Source organism: Aquamicrobium lusatiense (assembly GCF_014201615.1).
Lineage (GTDB): Bacteria > Pseudomonadota > Alphaproteobacteria > Rhizobiales > Rhizobiaceae > Mesorhizobium > Mesorhizobium lusatiense.
On record NZ_JACHEU010000001.1, the window covers coordinates 2,382,900 to 2,401,080 of the forward strand.

At 61.2% G+C, this 18,181-nt stretch carries 11 protein-coding genes; 3 read left to right on the plus strand and 8 right to left on the minus strand.

Annotated features, from left to right (window positions below; translation table 11 throughout):
- The 3 genes from HNR59_RS11465 to HNR59_RS11475 all read right to left on the minus strand — a co-directional run bounded on the left by HNR59_RS11465 (position 1) and on the right by HNR59_RS11475 (position 11,299).
- Positions 1–1,782 carry a glucan ABC transporter ATP-binding protein/ permease gene (locus tag HNR59_RS11465; protein ID WP_183830070.1) on the minus strand — a complete coding sequence of 594 codons (1,782 nt, stop codon included), beginning with the start codon at positions 1,780–1,782 and terminating at the stop codon, positions 1–3.
- Positions 1,783–2,058: 276 nt separating this feature from the next.
- Positions 2,059–10,614, minus strand: a complete 8,556-nt coding sequence (locus tag HNR59_RS11470; RefSeq protein WP_183830073.1) for a glycoside hydrolase family 94 protein — start codon at positions 10,612–10,614, stop codon at positions 2,059–2,061.
- A 343-nt stretch (positions 10,615–10,957) separates the two neighbouring features.
- Positions 10,958–11,299 (minus strand): RidA family protein, encoded by a 342-nt coding sequence (locus tag HNR59_RS11475; protein WP_183830076.1) that lies wholly within the window; start codon positions 11,297–11,299, stop codon positions 10,958–10,960.
- A 212-nt stretch (positions 11,300–11,511) separates the two neighbouring features.
- On the opposite strand from HNR59_RS11475, the gene HNR59_RS11480 reads away from it, so the two are divergent.
- Positions 11,512–11,850, plus strand: a complete 339-nt coding sequence (locus HNR59_RS11480; protein WP_183830079.1) for a protein tyrosine phosphatase family protein — start codon at positions 11,512–11,514, stop codon at positions 11,848–11,850.
- A gap of 31 nt (positions 11,851–11,881) precedes the next feature.
- Here HNR59_RS11480 and HNR59_RS11485 read toward each other — a convergent pair whose 3' ends face one another.
- Positions 11,882–12,352, minus strand: a complete 471-nt coding sequence (locus HNR59_RS11485) for a DUF3828 domain-containing protein (protein ID WP_183830082.1) — start codon at positions 12,350–12,352, stop codon at positions 11,882–11,884.
- 171 nt (positions 12,353–12,523) lie between these two features.
- Here HNR59_RS11485 and mutL point away from each other — a divergent pair, with 171 nt between their 5' ends.
- Both mutL and HNR59_RS11495 read left to right on the plus strand, forming a co-directional pair.
- Positions 12,524–14,365 (plus strand): DNA mismatch repair endonuclease MutL, encoded by a 1,842-nt coding sequence (mutL, locus tag HNR59_RS11490; protein WP_183830085.1) that lies wholly within the window; start codon positions 12,524–12,526, stop codon positions 14,363–14,365.
- A 65-nt stretch (positions 14,366–14,430) separates the two neighbouring features.
- Positions 14,431–14,667: a DUF2093 domain-containing protein gene (locus HNR59_RS11495; protein ID WP_183830088.1), complete on the plus strand. Its 237-nt coding sequence runs from the start codon at positions 14,431–14,433 to the stop codon at positions 14,665–14,667.
- 107 nt (positions 14,668–14,774) lie between these two features.
- On the opposite strand, the gene lpxK is transcribed toward HNR59_RS11495, so the two are convergent.
- From lpxK to HNR59_RS11515, 4 genes are read right to left on the minus strand one after another with little or no spacing between them, the layout of a single operon-like run.
- Entirely contained in the window at positions 14,775–15,803 is a 1,029-nt protein-coding gene (gene lpxK, locus HNR59_RS11500) for a tetraacyldisaccharide 4'-kinase (protein ID WP_183830091.1), read from the minus strand.
- Positions 15,804–15,806: 3 nt separating this feature from the next.
- Positions 15,807–17,123 carry a lipid IV(A) 3-deoxy-D-manno-octulosonic acid transferase gene (gene waaA / locus HNR59_RS11505; protein WP_183830094.1) on the minus strand — a complete coding sequence of 439 codons (1,317 nt, stop codon included), beginning with the start codon at positions 17,121–17,123 and terminating at the stop codon, positions 15,807–15,809.
- A complete protein-coding gene (locus tag HNR59_RS11510) occupies positions 17,120–17,908 on the minus strand; it encodes a lysophospholipid acyltransferase family protein (protein WP_183830097.1) in 789 nt (262 codons plus the stop codon). Before HNR59_RS11510 ends, waaA begins: the two co-directional genes overlap by 4 nt.
- A 2-nt stretch (positions 17,909–17,910) precedes the next feature.
- Positions 17,911–18,153 (minus strand): DUF4170 domain-containing protein, encoded by a 243-nt coding sequence (locus tag HNR59_RS11515; RefSeq protein ID WP_183830100.1) that lies wholly within the window; start codon positions 18,151–18,153, stop codon positions 17,911–17,913.
- Between the last annotated feature and the right edge of the window lie 28 nt (positions 18,154–18,181).

Sequence of the window (18,181 nt, forward strand, 5' to 3'; positions counted from 1 at the left end):
TCAGGCAGCGGCGTCCTCGTTCACCGGCGAGATCCGGGACAGACGACGCACTTCCTCGTCATTGAGCAGTCCGCCTGCTCGCAGCAGCGAAGCGAAGCGGCCATTGCGCAGGGACAATTCCGCAAAGCCGCCCATCTCGACAACCCTGCCCTTGTCCATGAACACCACAAGATCGGCATCCCTGACCGTGGTCAGGCGATGGGCGATGATGAAGGTGGTGCGGTCACGGCGCAACTCGTCGATCGCCTGCTTCACACGCTCTTCCGTTTCCACGTCAAGCGCGCTGGTGGCTTCGTCCAGAACGAGGATCGGTGCATTTTTCAGCACAGCCCGGGCAATGGCGATGCGCTGGCGCTCGCCGCCCGACAACTGCCCGCCGCGCTCGCCGACGATGGTGTCGTAACCTTCGGCCTTGGAAAGAATGAAATCCTGTGCCGCCGCAGCCTCTGCCGCCGCGTGGATTTCCTGATAGGTGGCTTCAGCCTGCCCGATGCGGATGTTGTCCTCGATCGAACGGTTGAGCATGCCGGCATCCTGAAACACCGTGGCGATGCAGTTTCTGAGCGACGACGTGGAGACGGTGCGGGTATCGATGCCGTCGATCAGGATGCGACCTCGCTGCGGCGTGAACACGCGCTGCAGCATGTTGATGAGCGTGGTCTTGCCCGCACCGGTCGGACCGACGATCGCGACTGTCTGGCCGGCGCCCACCTCGAAGGTGACATTGTCCAGCCCCTGCCCCGAATTCGGAAACTCGAAGCCGACATTCTCGAAACGGACATGACCGGAAACCCTGCCGATATCGCGCAAGCCTTCCGGCTCGCGGATTTCAAACGCGGAATCTTCCATGCCGTAGAAATCTTCGAGCTTGGCGCGAGCCTCCGAGATCTGGTTCACAAAAGTGGAAACCTGATCGAGGCGGGCGATGAGCAACGTAGCGAAGCCGGTGAAGGCGATGACGTCGCCGATCCGCAGCTGGCCGTTCATGACCAGAAACGAACCGATCAGCAGCACAACCATCATCGAGATCGTGGACGAGAGGCGATGCAGCGCGCTGGCCAGAGCCCACCAGTCCAGAACCGGATACTGCGCGTCGAGGAGCTCACCGACGAACCGCTTCAGGGCTGCCGTTTCGTGGCCAATGCGGTTGTAGCTCTGCAGCACAGCGACGTTGCTGACCGAGTCGGACACATGCGCGAACACCTTGTGGTAGTGGCGCTCGACGCTCGCCTGCCCTTCGCGGGTCTTGCGCATGACCAGACGGCCGACGCCGTAATACACCACGCCAAGCACGAGCAGGACCATCGACATGCGCACATCGAGCGACAAAGCGGTGGGCACGAGCAGCATCAGAGCCACCGCAGTGGACAGATGCTGACGCATGAATTCCAGCCACAGCGAAAACAGCGTTTCCACCGCCCGCAACAGCGTATGCAGCGAATTGGACGTACCACGCGTATGGTGCCAGGCCAGCGGCATGTTGATGATGCGCTCGAACGACTGCGAAAGCACTTCGCCGCGCAGCTTGTGAGCCATGCGATCGGCGCCGCGCGCCACGAGAACAAATGCAACGATGTTGAAGGCGCCAAGGCCGGCCCAGATCACCAGCGGCGGGACCACGTTCACGCGCTCGGAAATCGCATCAATGACGCGACCGAACATGATGGGCTCAAGGATAGCGACGATAGCCAGGGTGACATTGGCGGCACAAATAAGCGCAACGCGCTTCCTGTCTGCCGCCATATAGCCGAGCGCTCTCCAGTAGACTTGCAGAAGGGACACTCGTTTACTCCGCGAAACCGTTCATTGTGCGATGCACCATTTCTGGAAACATATGAACCGATGTGAACCAGAACAATGTTCCCTTAACGCGGGAGTTCCCGTTTCGCGAACAAAACATAGCTACGAAACGAAATCTGGCGTGATCGACTAACGGTTTGAGATCAAACGTAAAATGTCCTTCTGAAGGCGAAATTGCGGCAATCCCGCAAGGGGACTGCCGCAATTTTAGCGGGAAAGCACATGTCACTGGCAGGACAGCGAGCAGGCCGCCCTTATTTAAGGCTTCTTACTGACGCCCACACGCGGCTGAGCACCATTAGCCGGCAAGGTTACGACAACTTCTGTCTGGCCTTGCGACAGCGGAAATGTCGTGCCGTCCAGCTTCCTGCCGTTTACCTCCAGCGAAATCGCTTTCGCAGCCCGGTTGCGCACGACCCGGATGGTCTGGGAGCCGCCGCCCAGAGCCAGTCTGGCCGTATAGCCATCCCAGTGCGCGGGAATGCGCGGGGTGATCTCGATCGCGTCACCACGCCTGTTTATGCCGAGTATGGCTTCGACAGCTGCGCGGTAGAGCCATCCGGCAGAGCCCGTATACCATGTCCATCCGCCCCGGCCTGCCTTGTCGGCCGCATAGACATCGGCGGCCACGACATAAGGTTCGACCCGATAATGTTCGGCAGAGGCCTCGTCCGTGGAGTGGCTGACGGGATTGAGCATGGAGAAGCATTTATAGGCTTCCTCGACGCGCCCCATTTCAGCCAGCGCAATGACGAACCACGTTGCCGCATGGGTGTACTGGCCGCCATTCTCGCGGACGCCGGGCGGGTAGCTCTTGATGTAACCGGGGTCCTTGTCCCAGTTTGCGAAGGGCGGCGTGAACAGCTTGAGTATGCCGTGCTCCTCGTCGACCAGCATTTCTCCGGCATTGTCTATGGCCGTGCGGGAGCGGGCCGGATCGCCCTCGCCTGAAATCACGCTCCAGGACTGGGCAATGGAGTCGATCTTGCACTCCTGCGACTCGCGGGAGCCCAGCGGTGTTCCATCGTCAAATGTTCCGCGGCGATACCACTGGCCGTCCCAGCCACTGTTTTCGAGCGCGCGCTTGAGCACATCCGCATGAGCCTGCCACACCCCTGCACGCTTTGCATCACCCTGTTCACTGGCGATCGGAATGAAATCGTTCAGCGTCCTGAGCAGGAACCAGCCGAGCCAGACGCTCTCACCCCTTCCCTCGTCACCCACGCTGTTCATGCCGTCGTTCCAGTCACCGCCAAGGATGAGTGGCAAGCCCGAGGGGCTGCTGCGCTTCGCAGCAAGGTCCAGCGCACGGGCACAATGCTCGTAAAGCGGGACAATTTCGGCGGAAGGCTCCGGAGTGAAGAAGGCGTCGTGCTCGCCCTCCCCAAGCTGCGGCCCCTGAAGGAAGGGCAGCTTTTCGCGCAAAATGGCCCGATCGCCTGAAACCTCGATGTAGTAAGCAGCGGCATGGGCGAGCCACACCACGTCGTCCGATATCATGGTGCGAACGCCTGCACCCGTGCGCGGAAGCCACCAATGCTGCACATCGCCCTCGGCAAACTGACGTCCGGCCGCATTCAGTATCTGCGCGCGGGCAAGACCGGGATCATGGGCCATCAGCGACAGCGTATCCTGCAACTGGTCGCGGAAGCCGAAAGCGCCACTTGCCTGATAGAACGCGGAGCGTGCGCGGATGCGGCAGGAAAGGCTCTGATAAGGGAGCCAGTGATTGACCATGAAATCGAGCGTCTTGTCGGGCGTCTCTACCTGAATGGTGTCCAGGAAATCACGCCATCCAGCCTCAGTTTGTGCAAGGCGGCTGTCGAAATCGACGTTGCGGTGCCGCTCGATAAGTGCGGTTGCTTCCTGTGGGCTTTCAGCATCGCCGAGCAGCCACAGGAGTGTTACCTCACCATCGGCGGCAAGCTCGACGTCGCGAGAGAGCGCCGCGCAGGGATCATCACCTGCCTCGATACGGCCCGAAAGAGGGCTGCCGGCGAGCACAGAGACGGGCTTCTCACTCGAACCTCGCCTGCCGATGAATTCCCCACGATCGGCAGTGACAGAGTCCGGCCTTTGATCGCTGGCAAGGAAGGCGACGCGCCCGCCAAAATCGAGATTGTACGGGTTGGTTGCGAGCATGGCGCCCGTCGCGGTGTCCTGCGAGGGAATGATGGTGCCGGCGGTTCTGGAACGATGGGTGCCCAGAACCCATTCGGCATAGGCATAGACACGCAGACGCGCGGTGCCGGCCCCCGTGTTGCGGATGCGCAGGCGCGATATCCGCACCGGATCTGCAGGGTCGACAACGTGGGTAAGCTCCATGTCGAGCGCGCCGCGTCTGGCGCGGAAGGTCGTAAAGCCCTGCCCGTGGCATGTCTCGTAAAGCACGCCCGGATCACGCACCACCGCTGCCAGCGGAGAGAACGAAGCGCCGCTGTCGAGGTCATGAATGTAGATGCCCTCGCCCGGCCGGTTGGTCACCGGATCGTTCGACCATGGGGTGAGTTGATAATCGCGACTGTTGCGGCTCCAGCTGAAGGCCGCGCCTTCGGCGGACGTATGGAAACCGAAAGCGTCGTTCGAGATCACATTGATCCACGGCTGCGGCGTAACCGTACGCCCCGCCAGCCGCACCACATAGCGGCGGCCATCGCCCTCGAAACCGCCAAAACCGTTCCAGTTCGACAGCCCCTTGCCATCGGCCGTCTTCGGCTTCAGCGGCACGCTCGGCTCCAGTGCTGCCGTCGCCACCGCGCCGATGGCGACGCCGCTGGCTGTTTCGCGCGCCTGAAGCGCGGTGATTTCGGCACGCTCGATCTGATCGCTGATCGTGCCGTTGCGTGTATGCAGAACCACGCGCGCCGAGGCCAGCAGCGTGCGATAGGTCGGCTCGTCCATCAGATCGCGCCGCACCGCGAAAATATGCTGGCGCGGGCCAAGCTCGGAGCCGCGCAGGCGGCTGTTTTCGCACAGATAGTCGATGGCCTGCTGCAGATCCTGGACATAGGAAGACGACTGCTCGTTGACGATGACCAGATCGGCAGTCAGCCCGCGGGCCCGCATATATTCCTGATACCGCAGGCCCTGCGCCACGATCTCCAGATCGGCAAGGTCGTCGATGCGGATGGCGAAGATCGGGTAATCGCCCGAAATGCTGGTCGGCCAAAGGCTGGACTGTTTGCCGAGCCCTGCCGAAATCGCTTCCGAAGGCAGACGCATGTTGGCGTCGGGATAGATCAGATAACGCGCCAGACTTTGCCCGATGGCGGCTTCCGCAAGGCTGAGGCCGAGATGGCGGGTCTGCACCTGCGACCGGGTCCACGACAGCATGGCCTGACGGGCAAAGCTTTCGGGATGGTCGAGGCGGTTGATGGCGTCGTCCAGCTCTTCCCGGTTGGCTCCCACGCAGGTCCAGAAGGTGAGCGAAACCTTCTTGTTCGCCGGGACGCGGACTTTACGACGCAGCGCGGCGATGGGGTCGAGCGTGAAGCCCGCATTGCCTTCCAGCCGCGCGCCGGGTTCCATAGCCGCGGGATCGGCAATGTTGCGACCGCGCCCGATGAAGGCGCGCCTGTCGGTTTCGGCTTCCGTATCGCGGGCAAGGCCGGTGGGGTCGGTCACGAAATGCACGGCGACGATGTCGGCCTCGCGCTGGTCGCGCTTGCGCCGCTTCGCGAAGATCGCGCCATTGTCGTCGGCGATCTCGGTTTCCACGAACATCTTGGAGAAAGCCGGATGCGCATTGTCCGAGACTTCGGGCGCCAGAACCAGCTCCGCAAAGGATGTCACTTCGATGTAGCGGTCGCTCGAACCGTCATTGTGAAGGGTGACGCGGCGGCCCTCGCCGTGGCCTTCGGAAATGACGATGCATTCCACTTCCGAGCGCAGCGACTGCACGACCTTGGCAAAAGTGGCCTTGTCGTCGGAGAAGTAGGTCTGTGACACCTCGCCGGGCGCCTGCTTCGGCTCCGCCGTGGCGGACCACCAGTCTCCCGTATCGACGTCGCGCAGGAAGATGTAGGAACCCATGCGGTCTTCCACCGGATCCGGCTGCCAGCGCGTGACCGCCAGATCGCCCCAGCGGCTGTAGCCGGAGCCGGTCGCCGTCACCATCATGGAATAGCGCCCGTTGGACATCAGGCTGGTCGCGCGCAGCGCGTTGGCCGGGTCCGGTACGATGCGGGTGTCGAGGCTCTGCACTTCCTGCTCGTCGAGCAGCGGCCGTTCCTCCGCCTCTGTGCGGACCGTATCGGCCGGAATTTCGCGCGGTGCCTTTTCCTGAAGCAGAAGCTCGGCCGACTCGATCACCGGGTCGGAGTGGAAGCGGTCCCGCAGGCGGCCCTCGAACACGACGTTCGCCACGGCGGCAATGGTCATGCCGGAATGGTGCGCATAGTAGTTCAGCACCACGGCATGGTTGGCGCCTTCGGGCACACGCTGCGGCGTGAAGTCCACGGCGTCATGATAGCCATAACGCCCCAGCGCACCGATGCTTCTCAGGCGCTTCAAATTCTCAACCGCCTCGCGCGGCATGAACTGGGCTGCGAGAATGGTCGCATAAGGGGCGATGACGAGGTTCTGCGCGAGGCCCCGCTTCAGGCCAAGGCCCGGCACGCCGAAATTGGTGTACTGGTAGGTGAGCTCACGGTCGCGCGCATTGTATGCCGCCTCCGAAATGCCCCACGGCACGTTTCTTGAGCGACCATACTGTATCTGGCGCTTGATGATCAGATTGCTGGTCTGGTTGAGCAGGCTGCCGTGCGGCTCCTTCATCACCAGCGGCGGCATCAGATACTCGAACATCGAGCCTGACCATGACATCAGGGCACCACGGAAGCCGATCTCGACAATCGGGCGGCCGAGCTTGAACCAGTGTTCAGTCGGCAGATCGCCCTTGGCGATGCCGAACAGGGAGGTCATGCGCGCTTCAGAGGCCAGAAGATCGTAGCAACTCTCGTCCAGCTGATGCTCATCGACGCGATAGCCAATAGAGAGCAGCTTGCGCTCGTTTCGCATCAGGAACGAGAAATCCATTTCGAACGCGTAACGGCGCGCCCTTTCCCGCAATTTGAGCAGACGGGTCCGCAATTCCTCGACCGTGCGATCGTCGGCATGGGAATCGTGGACATGCGCTTCGCAGGTGGCTTCGAGCCTTGCCGCCCAGTCGACCAGGATTTCGGAACGGGCGGAGCCCACTTCGGTATGCATGGCGACCGCAAGCTTGCGGATTTCTCCCGACAGCACCGACAGGTTGATGGTGCGGATGGACGCCATCTCGGGCTGTTCCTTGATGGTCAGAACAGCGCGGCGCATGCCATCCAGCCGGTCGGCCAGACGCTGGCGCAGCGGCCGCAACTGGCGCCTGTCGTCCGGCAACTCGTCGAGGCTTTCATCGATGATGGCCACAACGTCGAGCACGCCTTCGAAATCGCCGTGCAAGTGAACCGAAGGCGCTTCCGCCCACTCGGCGCAGGCCGCGGCCACGGTTACGAGGTGACCGGCGAGATTGCCGCTGTCCACGCTGGAAATGTAGAGCGGATGCAGAGGGGCCAGCGTTCTGGTGTCATACCAGTTGAAGAGGTGTCCCCTCTCGCGCGGCATGATCTCGATGGTTGAAAGCGTGACTTCGATCCGCGAGACGGCATCGGCCATGCTGATCCAGCCGAAATCCCGGGCAGAAACCACCGAGAGCAGATAGACACCCACATTGGTCGGCGACGTGCGGGGCGCCACCACCGGCGCGGGGCTTTCCTGAAAATTGTCCGGCGGAAGATGATGGTGCTCTTCGGTGACGAAATTTTCGAAATAGTGCCAGGTCCGCCGTGCGGCGATCCGCAGTTCGTGCATGTCGCGCGGTGCCAGATGAAGCCGGTCCTCGGTTTCTGCCGAGCGGCTGATCAGCCAGGCGAAAGCCGGCGAGCCAACCCAGAACAGAGCGAAGAAGAATGCAACGAAAGCGCCGGTGGAATCGTTGAAAACGGGAATGGCGAGGCCGACGACGCCGATGATGACGGCTCCGTACATGGCCGAATAGTACGAGCCGAGATCGTTGGCTCCGCTCTTATGGGCCTGTGAGGCAGTTCGCCATTCAAGCAGCTTCTTTCGTGAAACGAAGAGCCTGTAGAGCGTACGGATGATTGCATCGCCCATCATCCATGCGGAATGGGCCATCAGCACCACGCGCAGCGCCACATTGGCCGTGCCAAAAGCGATGTCCCGCGCCAGTGCGGAAAAATGGCCGCGCGGCGTGGTATCCAGGCTCTTGGGGAAAAGGCCGTTCACGATGTTGAAGGTAGGCGCCATGAACAGCGTCAGGATCAGCAGCGCCTGCCACTGGGCGGCTTGCGTGAAGGGCAGCAGCGTCCAGCCGGCAATGGCCGCCATGACCCAGAAGATGGGTGTCAGCGTACGCCTGAGATTGTCCACCATCTTCCAGCGCGACAGCGCCGGCACGCCCGAAAGCGGATTGAGGATGAAGCGCAGAAGCTGCCAGTCGCCTCTCGCCCAGCGGTGCTGGCGCGAGGCGTCGACCGAATAACGAGTGGGATAATCCTCGACCAGTTCGACATCGGTGACCAGCGCGGAGCGCGCGAAAGCACCCTCTACAAGGTCATGGCTGAGGATGGCGTTCTCGTCGAAGCGATCCTTGAGCGCGGCTTCAAAAGCATCGATGTGATAGAGGCCCTTGCCGGTAAAAGTGCCGTCTCCGAAGACATCCTGATAGAGATCGGAAACCGCGAAGACGTACGGGTCGAGCCCCCTGTCGGACGAGAACACACGTTGCAGGAATGACGCCTCGTCGCCGGTGGTGAGCGACGGCGTGATGCGCGGCTGCAGAATCGTGTAGCCGGCGCTCACCTTCTTGGTCGCCGCATCGAAATGCGGGCGGTTGAGCGGATGGGCAAGCTTGCCGATGAGCTTGGAAACTGCATCACGTGTCGTGCGCGTATCCGCATCCAGCGTCATCACATAGACGACGCCTTCGGGAAGCGGTGCGTCCAGAGGCAGAAATGTCGTGTCGCCGTCGCCGCGCAGCAGCAGATTAAGCTCGTGCAGCTTGCCGCGCTTGCGCTCCCAGCCCATCCACACACCCTGAGACGGGTTGTAGAGGCGGCGGCGGTGAAGGAGGTGGAAGCGGGGCGTGCCCTGCGAAGGGTAGCGCTGGTTGAGGCGGTTGATCTCGGCTCTGGCGAAATCAAGGATTTCCGTGTCGGACTGGCTCAGTTCCCTGTCGCTGTCCGGCCAGTCGGATAGAAGCGCGAAATAAAGCTCATCGGAAACATTGGCGAGATGATGCACCTCGATGTTGCGGATGTTTTCCTCCACATCATCGCGCGAACCAATCAGCGAAGGTACGACGACAAGCGTGCGCGATGCGGCAGGTATTTCTTCCTTGTAGTCATAGCCTATCAGCCGCGTGGGCTTCAGGAACAACAGCACTACCGTGTTGAAGAACCCGAGAGCGCCTTCGCTCGCTGGTACAGCGAACAGGATCAGCATGATCGCGAGGGCCCAGCCGGACAGACCAAGGGCGGCGAGCGCATTGCCGCTCATGTAAAGCAGCAAGGCGGTGAGGGCGAAAACGGGAACCGCTATGCCGGGCCAGCCCGCCTTGCGGAAAGATCGCTTCAGCGACAGGCCGAATGAGGGACGAAAACCAATTTCCTGCTCCAGCACCTCGCGGCGCGGCCCAACCAGATAAAAACCCACATCGGCTGTTTCGCCGGCCGACTTTTCCGCCAGCGCCACTGCGGTTTCGGCAACGTCATATTCCGACCGGCCCGAGCGACGGGCCAGTTCCTCGATGGCGGTCCTGTACTGGTCGCGGGAAGCGAAGTCGAGCGCTGCGTAATCGCCACGCTGGCGAAGCAGCTCGTCAATGCGGCTGACTTCCTCGAACCACACCGTCCAGTCGACATCATTGATAAGGCGCAGGCCCCTGATAATGTTGCCGGTGGTGACATTGCCGGCTGACAGCGTCTGGTGCTCGGCCATGATGATCTGTTCGGCGTCGGAGCCGGATTTCTCAAGCTCTCCTTCAAGCCACAGAAGCGCCCTGCCCGCATTCTGCGATCCGTCGCGGAGGCGATACAGAAGCTGGGTGGCGAAGGTCGTGTCGCGGGCATAGACACCGTAACGGTCGATGGTCTGCTCACGCTCGCTGCCATCTGCAGAGGCAAGAGCCGTATCGGCAACCTCGTTCGCCACCAGACGCATCTTCCTTGCGCGCTCCACGCGCACGGCAAGACGTCTGAGGTTTTCGATGAGCACGAAACGAAGCAGCGAGGGCAGCGCCCATATCTCGCCGATCTTCATCGGTTCGACAGCCTGAAAGCCCTCCACGATTGCCTTGAATGTCTGGGCGGAAACAGAACTGTCGGAATGCGCCACATAGGCCCAGGCGATCGCCAGTGCGCGCGGCACGGAGGTGCCGTCTTTCAGCTGAAGCGTGGGAAGCTGCTGATAAAAGCGGCGCGGCAAGTCGCGCTTGATCTGATAGATCGTTTCTTCGACCAGATAGTTGTTGTCGAGCAGCCACTGGGCTGCTGGCGTGATCGTCTCGCCTTTGGCCTGAGCGGCATTGGTTGAACGGTACACTTCCAGAATTTTGGCCGCACTTTCGCGAATACGGTTCTGGAAATCGAAAGCGCCAAGTCCGGCAAGACTGTGCGTATCGCCCTCGGCCATCTGCCGTCCGAGCAGCCTGAGCCTGTCTTCCTGATAAAATTGCGACCTGATCGGTTCCTCCGCAGCCGAAGGAATGGATGCTGGCTCGATTGTCAGTTTATCCGGGCTGGTCTGAATATTCATAAAAAATCCGCGAGGCCAAAAAGAACCGTGGCTCGATCACGAGCAGTTCAATTGTAAACCGTTTTAAATGCAAATGGTTGCATCCGGCAGCAAATCCGGTTTTCTGAAGATCGTACCGCAGCACACACGAGCCAGCCTCCCCCCAATTCCGGTTGCAGTGACCGGAGCGAAAGGAGAGAAATCAGGCTTTTTCGTGTTTTGCGAGCAATGGGGCGGCGCCTGCGGCGCAGCTCCAATAAAGCTTTGCGACAGACCTTAACAAAGCTGCCGAATGGCGTGATGCGGACGCATCCTGTATCGCTGCGCGCCATCTCTGCAGGTGGCGCGCAAGCGACGTGTCACGTCAGATCGCGGCGGTAACGATCATTTCGACCTTGTACTGAGGCGTGGCAAGCTTGGCCTCGCCGGTGGCGCGGGCAGGCGTGTCGCCCTGCGGAACCCACTCGTCCCAGACCTTGTTCATTTCGCCAAATGTCGACATGTCCGACAGCCAGATGATGGTCTGAAGGATCTTCGTCTTGTCCGAACCTACCTCGGCGAGCAGCTTGTCGACCGTGGCCAGAATATCGCGCGTCTGCGCCTCGACGGTCTCGCCTTCGCCTACCTGACCGGCGAGATAAACCGTGTTGCCGTGCACGACGATGTCGCTCATGCGCGGGCCCACTCCAATTCGACGAATGCTCATTCTGTCTCCACTCCTGAAATTCTGACCGCCCTTTATGGGCGATAACTGTGTAGATAGCACATCAGATCCGGGCAAGCCTGAGAAATGCCGGAAGCCGCGGGTTGCGTAAAAAGCTGGCCGAAGGGTGGTCCATATCTTGTCCACGAACTTCAGCTTTGGCATGAAGGTCCGGACGCCGCAGATCCCGCGGCACATTCTGCACAGAGGTAGCCATGGATATCCGCCAGATCAGCGAAGACTATTCGGTAACCGGCCAGATTGCGCCGGAAGATATAAAACAGATCAGTGACGCCGGCTTCAAAAGCGTGATCTGCAACCGGCCCGATGGCGAGCAGCCCGACCAGCCGGGCAATGACGCCGTGCGCAACGCCGTTGAAGCGGCAGGACTGACTTTCCGCTACATTCCCGTCATCAGCGGCCAGATGACTGCGGAAAATGTCGCCGAACAGGCCAGTGCTCTGGCGGAACTTCCCGCCCCGGTTCTTGCCTACTGCCGTTCCGGCACGCGCTGCACCAATCTCTTCATTGCCATTCAGCAATCAAAGGGCTGAGTTTCGCCAAGGCCCGTTTCCCGCTGGATGGTTATTCAGCGGGAGCGGCAAAGCATTCCAGTTCGCTCAGCCGCCAGCCGTTGGTCTTTGATGCAATGTCGGAGATTTTCCAGCTTCCACCGACCTTCTGCAAGGTCCAGACCATCTCGCGCGAACCGTCTTCTTCATCGGCAAACAGCCTGAAGGTGGCCGTCACTTCGGCGCGATCGCCGTTGACGCTTTCCGACAGTTTCAGGGTGCGGGCAAGTTCCTCATCATCGAAATCCTGCGCATCCAGCGCGGGATCGGAATCTATGCAGGGAACGCCGTCTTCGCTGTCCAGCGCCGCGTCATTCTGGTCGAACAATGTCTTGACCGGCTCGATGAACCTGTCGCGGTAGTCGGTATCTCCGACAAAACGGCCCTGCGTGTAGAAGAATTTCACGGCATCGGAAGCCGGCCCTGCCATCGCAACGGAGGGAACGAGAGCAGTAAGTGCAGCGGCAAGCAAAGGCAGTTTCATTGCAATCCTCCAGCGATGAACGGTCCCGTCAATATCACGCATTTATCCGCTCGTCGTGGCGTCGGGCAATGAATTCAGAGATTATCCGCATTGGCATTCGCATCGATTTGGCTGGGGGTGGAAGGGCTGGATCGCTTTCGCTGCAGGGAAGAATCCGGCTATCATGCGGGCATGCGAATTCATCAGCTTCCCGAAACCATGATCAACCAGATCGCTGCCGGCGAGGTGATCGAACGCCCTGCCTCGGTGGTCAAGGAACTCGTTGAAAACGCACTCGACGCGGGTGCTGCCCGTATCGAAATCGTCACTGGCGGCGGCGGGCTCAACCTGATCCGCGTCACCGATGACGGATCGGGCATGAGCGAGCAGGAACTGCCTCTGGCCATCGGCCGCCACTGCACCTCCAAGCTTGCCGACGACATTCATGACATCCGCTCGCTGGGCTTCCGGGGCGAGGCGCTGCCCTCTATCGGATCGGTGGCCCGGCTTTCGATCCGATCGCGGGCGCAAGACAGCGACAGCGGCGCGGAAATCGCAGTCGAAGGCGGGCGCATCGCTCCGGTGCGCCCGGCCCCCGCCAATCGCGGCACTACCGTGGAGGTGCGGGACCTGTTCTTCGCCACCCCTGCCCGGCTCAAATTCATGAAGACCGAGCGCGCGGAGAGTTCCGCGACGAGCGACATCATCCGGCGCATTTCCATCGCCTTTCCTGCCGTGCGCTTCACACTGGCAGGCGCTGACCGCTCGACGCTCGACCTGCCGGCCACCGGCGATACGCTAGAGGGCCAGCTGGAGCGTATCGCGCAGGTCATGGGACGTGAGTTTGCAGAGAACGCTATTCCCATCGATGCCATGCGCGAAGGCGTGCATCTTCAGGGCTATGTTTCCATTCCCTCCTACAGCCGGGCCAACGCGCTTCAGCAATATGCCTATGTGAACGGACGCCCGATCCGCGACAAGCTGTTTGCAGGTGCGATACGCGGTGCCTATGCCGATGTTCTGCCACGCGACCGGCACGCCGTGACCGTGCTTTTCCTCAACGTCGATCCCGCCACGGTGGACGTCAATGTTCATCCCGCGAAGGCCGATGTGCGCTTCCGCGATCCCGGTCTCGTGCGTGGCCTTATCGTAGGATCGATCCGTCAGGCGCTTGCGGAAGCAGGTGTTCGGGCGGCGACAACGGGAGCCGCCGGCATGATGGCGGCCTTTCGTTCCGGCCCCGCACCCTCGACCGGAGCCGGCCCGGCTTTCTCCTACGGCGGGCAGGCACCCATGCAGCGGCCGGCGAATTTCGATCTGGGGGGCTCTCCTCATCGTCCGCTCGATTCTGACAGCCGGTTTTCAGAGAGCGATCAGGCAAGCTTTACGCCGATGACGGCAGCGAGTGCCGATGCGCGCGCAGGCCTTGCCGAGGCAGATGAAGCGCTAGAAGCAACCGCCCTGGGTGCGGCGCGGGCGCAGGTCCACGAGAATTACATCGTCGCCCAGACGCAGGATTCGCTGATCATCGTGGACCAGCACGCAGCCCATGAGCGGCTGGTCTATGAAGCACTGAAAAATGCGCTGCATTCGCGGGCCGTGCCCTCACAGATGCTGCTTTTGCCGGAGATCGTCGATCTGCCGCAGGACGATGCCGAGCGGCTTGCTGTCCATGCGCCAACTCTGGAGCGCTTCGGGCTGAGGCTGGAGCGCTTTGGCCCCGGCGCTGTTGCGGTACGGGAAACCCCTTCCATGCTGGGTGAAGTCGACGTGCAGCAACTGGTCCGTGATCTCGCGGATGAAATCGCCGATCACGATACCACCGAAACACTCACGGAGCGGCTTCATCACATCGCAGCCACCATGGCCTGCCATGGCTCGGTGCGCTCCGGGCGCCGGCTCAAGCCCGAGGAAATGAACGCCCTGCTGCGGCAGATGGAAGCCACGCCCGGTTCCGGCACCTGCAATCATGGCCGGCCCACCTATATCGAACTGAAGCTTGCCGATATCGAGCGCCTGTTCGGCCGGCGATAACGAGCGCGAACTTGACCTTGCCACTTTTTGCGGCGATGAAAGATCAATTCAACTGGCAGATTTCCATGATGAACCGTTTTGAAGGGCCCGGCAGCCGCGAGGCCCGCATCCGCTATCTGGATGGCGACTTTCAGGTCACCAGCCCCGGCTCGTTCGTTCGCTGCGCTGTCACCGGCGAAAACATCACGCTTGATGAGCTGAGATACTGGAGCGTCGAGCGGCAGGAACCTTATGTGAGCGCGAAAGTGTCCTTCGAGCGCGAACTTGAGATGAACCCGCAACTGCGCGATCGCTCAAAGTAACACCGCTAGGGCATTTTACAGCCAGACGGAAACATCTGGCGTCGCATAAATGCAGCCAAAACAAAGAGATAGAGCATTTCTGCGATTCAGAGAAAAGCAGAAATACTCTATTCGGCAAGTCGCCGTAATTTCCAGGCTTCCACCGTTTCGTTGATGATGCGAACCGGCGTATGCGGCTGGTCGAACACCGTAGCGATCTCCAGCACATTCAGCTTGTCCAGAAATTCCGGTTCCGCCGCGCCATGGCGCAGCCGCACCGCATCCTTCGCCGTCGTGATCAGCTCAAGACCTTCGGCCTTCGCCGAGGACAACAGCCCGGCCAGCTCATCGGCATCATAGAAATGGTGATCGGGAAACGGGCGGGCCTGCACGACCGTCGCCCCTGCCCTCGTTACCGTGTCGAAGAACTTTTCCGGGTGACCGATGCCTGCGAAGGCGAAAAAGCGGCGTCCCGCGAACCGTTCGCCATCGAGCGGCTGTAAGCCGGCATCGAAAATCGGTTTTCCGGCCCGTGCCGCCTGCCGCACAACGCCATCAGCGGCGCTGCCATCACCCATTCGCAACAGGGCATCCGTATAGACCAGCTGATCGACGACCTTAGCCCGCAGCGGGCCGGCGGGAATGACCCTGCCATTGCCTAATCCGTGACGGGAATCGACCACCAATAGCGCATAATCGATGTGGATGCGGGCGCTCTGGAAACCATCATCCATGATGAGGAAGTTGCAGCCCTCCTGCTCCAGCAGCAGACGGGCACCGGCGGCGCGGTTGGCGGTTACTGCAACGGGTGCATGCGCGGCCAGAAGCAGCGGTTCGTCGCCCACATGCTTCGCCGCGTCGTGATGGGGGTCAACCACATGCGGGGTTGAAAATCCGCCGCCATGCCCGCGCGACAGAATGCCGGGCGCAAAACCCAAGGCGCGGGCCTGCTCGGCGAAAGCGATCGCGACGGGCGTCTTGCCAGTGCCGCCGACGGTGAAATTGCCGATGCATAGCACAGGTGCGGGCATTTTTTCGCGGCGCGCATTGCGCAGTCGGCGACCTGCAACGAAACTATAGGCAGCAGCCAGCGGCGAAAGCGCCAGGGCGCGCCAGTCCGGTTTTTCCCACCAGAAAGGCGGTGCTTCGCTGGCCATGTGTCAGCCCTTGCCTGCCCGGTGCAATCTCGATTGCACGATCAGAGGATGAATGAACGGCTCCAGCGCCTTCATCGTGGCGGCCAGTGCCCCACGCATGTTCTGCACTGTCGCCGCTGCGGCAACCATCATGCCTCGCCTGGCATCCGGATTTGCCAGCAGATAATTGACGGCCCCTGCAAGCATGTTGCGATCACGTACGAGCTTGGCACCGCCGGCATCGATCAGATTCTTGTAGGCTTCGCGGAAATTCTGGACGTCGCGTCCCGCCAGTATCGCAGTGTCCAGCATTGCCGGCTCCAGCGGGTTTTGCCCTCCTGTGGAAGACAGCGAACGGCCGACGAAGGCAATTTCCGTGAGCCGAAGATAAAGCCCCATCTCGCCGATCGTGTCGCCCAGCAGAATATCGGTATCGGCCGCAACGGGCTCGCCGGAACTGCGCCGCACCAGCCGCAGGCCCATGGCGCCGATCTCCTGCGCCAGCTCATCGGCTCTGGCCGGATGGCGCGGCACCACGATCGTCAGCAGGCCGGGATGGCGCTTGCGCAGCGCGGCATGAATTTCGGCCGCCATCTTTTCCTCGCCGTCATGCGTGGAAACTGCGGCCCAGGTTGGACGTGCACCTATCTGGCGCTGGAGAACCAGCAGTGCTTTTTCATCGACCGGCGGCGGCGGCGTATCCACCTTGAGGTTGCCCGACACGCTCACCGGGCGTGCGCCGAGCGTACGGAAGCGTTCGCCGTCGATCTCGGACTGCGCCACCACATGCGAAAAATTCTCGAACAGAGCCTCGGCAAGACTTGCCCGCTTGGTCCATGATGCGAACGACTTGTCCGACATGCGTCCGTTGACCAGCACCTGCGGAATGTTGCGCGCACCGAGTTCGAGTATGGTCATGGGCCAGATTTCGGATTCCGCGATGATCGCGAGGTCAGGGTGCCAGTGATTGAGGAAGCGGCTGACGGCCGGCTTGATATCCAGAGGCACATACTGGTGAATGACGCTGTCACCCAGCCTTTCGCGGACAACTTTGGCGGATGTCACCGTGCCTGTCGTCAGCACGATATTGACGCCATAGCTCAGGATCGTCTGCACGAGCGGCACGATCGCGATGGTTTCGCCGACGCTGGCGGCATGGAACCAGATCAGGGGGCCATCCGGGCGCTGCTGTCCTGCAATGCCATAGCGCTCTTTCGAACGGCCCTTGTCTTCCTTGCCCTTCGAGGCACGCCAGGCAACATAAGGTCCCATCAGGGGAAACGCGGCAGCTCCCGCATATCGGTAGAGCGTCAACAGGGTTCGGGCTGCACGTTCGCTCATTGCGCTGTATCCACCAGAGCGTAGGCTTTTGCCGTAGCTTCGTTGAGCGATGCCGTCAGTTCCTGACGCTTGCGTTCCATTTCCGTATCATCCGCATCCTTGGGAACGAAGACAGGAGTGCCGATCACGAAGGACGATCTCCCGAAGGGCAGATTGATGGTGGTCTTGTCCCAGCTTTTTTCCAAAACCTTGCGGCGGCTGGTGGTCATGGCTGCCGGCAGGATCGGGCGCCCGGAAAGGCGCGCCAGCAAAATGACACCCAGCCCTGCGTCGCGCGGGGTGCCGTGCGGAATGTCTGCAATCATGGCTACATTCTTGCCAGCCACCAGCGACTTTTTGAGGGCAATCAGAGCCTTGGCTCCTCCCTTGTCCAGATGGCGTGTATTTTCGCGGCCGCCTGAGCCGCGCACGGCTTCGATGCCGAATTTTTCGACCACAAGCGCATTCAGCTCGGCGTCGGCACTGCGTGACACCATGGCGACCAGCGGGCGTCCTTTCGGATAGAAAACCGGCGCCATCAGGTGCTGGCCATGCCACAATGCGATAATTCCCGGCTGCAGATGCTCATGTTCGCCGTCGGCAACGACGGTAGAACCACGGGTCAAAGGATTGGTCAGCCGGACCAGACGCAGAAACCAGGAAAGGAGACTGGTCAGCACAGCCTTGGTAAAGCGCGACCGTGCGAGCGGCTGACGAATGCGACGCCACAGCCGCTTCAACGCCGTCTGGCGCTTTTCACGCACAGCAGGCGCTTGCGCCTCGGCCGGTGCGGCTTCCTGCTCCATGCTCAGGCGTCGGCCTTGTTATCGGGATCGAGCAGCCTGTGCAGATGCACCACGAAATAACGCATATGTGCGTTGTCAACGCTCGCCTGCGCCTTGGATTTCCATGCTGCCTGCGCCGCCTGATAATTTGGGTAAACTCCCACAATATCCAACGCATTGAGGTCACGGAATTCATTGCTTCCGAGTTCCTTCAGCTCGCCGCCGAACACCAGATGCAGAAGCTGCTTGTCATCACCGCTGCTCATATCCGTCCTCTTACTGAAAAACACCGCG